Raw genomic sequence first — 2,079 nt, 5'->3', positions numbered from 1 at the left:
ACAAAGAAAAAGCCGAGAAGGAGATCGCCTACCTTGAGAACAATGGGCAGCGGATGACCTACGGAACCTTTCGTCGCGCGGGCTATTTCATTGGTTCGGGCGTGGTCGAAGCGGGCTGCAAAACCGTTGGTATGCCTTCCATTTTGGGAGGAGCACCGCGAGCTCCTCGGAATTCGATCCGGACCGGTTCTTTGGCGGCTCGTTCAAGGATTGCGCAGTGATGTTCGCCGATTTCTGCAGTTTCACCAGTTTCACTCGCGCGACTGAGAGCACGCGGCTCATGGAGTCGCTGCTGACCTCGTTCTACACGCAAGCGAGAAAAATCATCCACCGGCATGGCGGGATGCTTTACCAGATCGTGGGCGACTCCGTGGTGTGCGTTTGGGGACTGCGCGCAACGAAGGACAACGCGGTGCCGTCAATTCTCGAAACCGCAGCCGAACTGGTGAGCATGACGGCGGCGGTCGCGGAGGACTGGCAATCGCACATCGATCTGATCATCGAGCCGAAAGGCCTGCGTCTGGGCTTGTCCAAGGGATCGGTGATGGTGATTCGGCGCGACAACGTTTATCCTGGTCTGCTGCTCTTCGGGAACCCGATCAACCTGGCGTCGCGATTGCAGTCTGTGGCTCAGCCCAACCAACTCGTGTGCTCGAACGCGGCCTACAAGGACATCGAACAAGCCGGGTTGTCGGCGAAGTTCGAGCCGTTCCGCGGGGAATCGAGCGAGAGCTTTCTGGATGCCAAGAACTTCGGGCCTCTGAAAGCGTGGGTGCTGAATCTGGCGAAGAAGTCCTGACCGCTCATTTGAAAGAACGAGTTGCGCGCGGCACGAACCAGGACCGTTGGTTCGACGTTCCGCGTTCGGTGTTGGATGTTCGATGTTCCGCCGACAACGTCGAACAACCGGAAGCAATCGAATAATCGAATCCCGCCTTCACGCCGTCGAACGCATCTCTGCGAAAGGGCTCGGGAAGCACGCCCAATTCATCCCCATCCGTTTCATCTTCCGCAACAAAGCTGACGAAGGACGACAAGCTGCCGCTGGGTTTCGACGTCTTCGTGCTCTCTGAAGGGCTCGGACGCGAGGCTAGGCTCCCATTGGCAAAATCATCCACGGCGACCTGCCCCCAAATCGTAGCGGCGTTCGGGAGAACGCCGCTGAGTCTCTCGCTTCTCTCCGGCTCCACGCCACCTGACCTCGTGCTGAACCGCTACTGCGACGAGTGCGAATTCCAGGCCCGCTGCGGAAGATCGCCCTCGAGCAGGACGACCTGAGCCTGCTGGCCGGCATGAGCGCGAAGGAGCGCCAGAAGCTCCGCGGCAAAGGCATCTTCACCGTCATGCAACTCTTCTACGCGTTTCGTTCGCGCCGACGCCCCAAACGGCTGCTCGACAAACGCGAGAAATATCATTACTCGCTCAAGGCGCTGGCGATTCCGGAGAAGAAAATCCACATCGGCGGCAGCCCGGAACTCAAGATCGCCGGCACGCCGGCAATCTGGATCAACTGAGTTCTGCAAACCGCTTCCAGTTGCCGTCTTTGAACATTGCCTGAACGTGTTTCAATTGTTCTGGAAATGCAGTTCCACAGGTAACGGCAAGAAAGTTTCTTGCTCGTGTCAAACCGACGTAGAGGTAGCGATCAACAAGCGTGGGTGCCGTCATTGCCAACTGGTCAATTCCGACAAAGAAAACTGCTTCAAACTCGAGTCCCTTGATGAACTCCACGTTAAACACCCGGACCTTGGCTTGATTGCCCAGAATCCTGCCGCCGTGCGAAGCCTCTACTGGAATGTTGTGCGCTTCCAACTGGGTGGTCAGCACCCGGCAAACCGGCACAACCTGTTCCTCGGAGGGCACGAACACGGCGATGGAGGGTAAGCGAAGGGCGTTGGCCTCAAATACCTCCACAATTCTCTCGGCAATCCAAGCGGCTTGGTCATCTGGAGTGCCTTCGACGGTGTCTTTGCCGCAGAGCGCCTCGACCAAGCCATGGAGATGTTGCATGGCATGATAGAAATCCAGGATCAAAATGGCGCCGGGAAAGTTGACCCGCGCCAGTTCCCAGACCCACGC

General features: G+C 57.8%; 3 protein-coding genes. 2 read left to right on the top strand and 1 reads right to left on the bottom strand.

The genetic code is table 11. The annotated features are described in order from the left end of the window. The first annotated feature begins 220 nt into the window (after window positions 1-220). Both FJ398_27435 and FJ398_27430 read left to right on the top strand, forming a co-directional pair. Window positions 221-799: an adenylate/guanylate cyclase domain-containing protein gene (locus FJ398_27435; GenBank protein MBM3841609.1), complete on the top strand. Its 579-nt coding sequence runs from the start codon at window positions 221-223 to the stop codon at window positions 797-799. A 427-nt stretch (window positions 800-1,226) separates the two neighbouring features. Next, the gene (locus FJ398_27430; protein ID MBM3841608.1) at window positions 1,227-1,514 is read left to right on the top strand and encodes a hypothetical protein; all 288 of its coding nucleotides are present in this window, start codon (window positions 1,227-1,229) and stop codon (window positions 1,512-1,514) included. Here the strand turns inward: FJ398_27430 and FJ398_27425 are convergent. Next, window positions 1,507-2,079: hypothetical protein (locus tag FJ398_27425; protein ID MBM3841607.1), on the bottom strand; the 573-nt coding region annotated here is incomplete at its 5' end. The genes FJ398_27430 and FJ398_27425 overlap by 8 nt on opposite strands.

This window comes from Verrucomicrobiota bacterium (assembly GCA_016871535.1).
Classification (GTDB): domain Bacteria; phylum Verrucomicrobiota; class Verrucomicrobiia; order Limisphaerales; family SIBE01; genus VHCZ01.
The sequence above is the reverse complement of the archived record's forward strand: the minus strand, read 5'-3'. Positions and strand labels throughout refer to the sequence as shown.

Excerpts from the sequence above, each read along its gene's own strand:
- FJ398_27435 (MBM3841609.1), top strand. The coding sequence starts at position 221 with ATGTTCGCCGATTTCTGCAGTTTCACCAGTTTCACTCGCGCGACTGAG.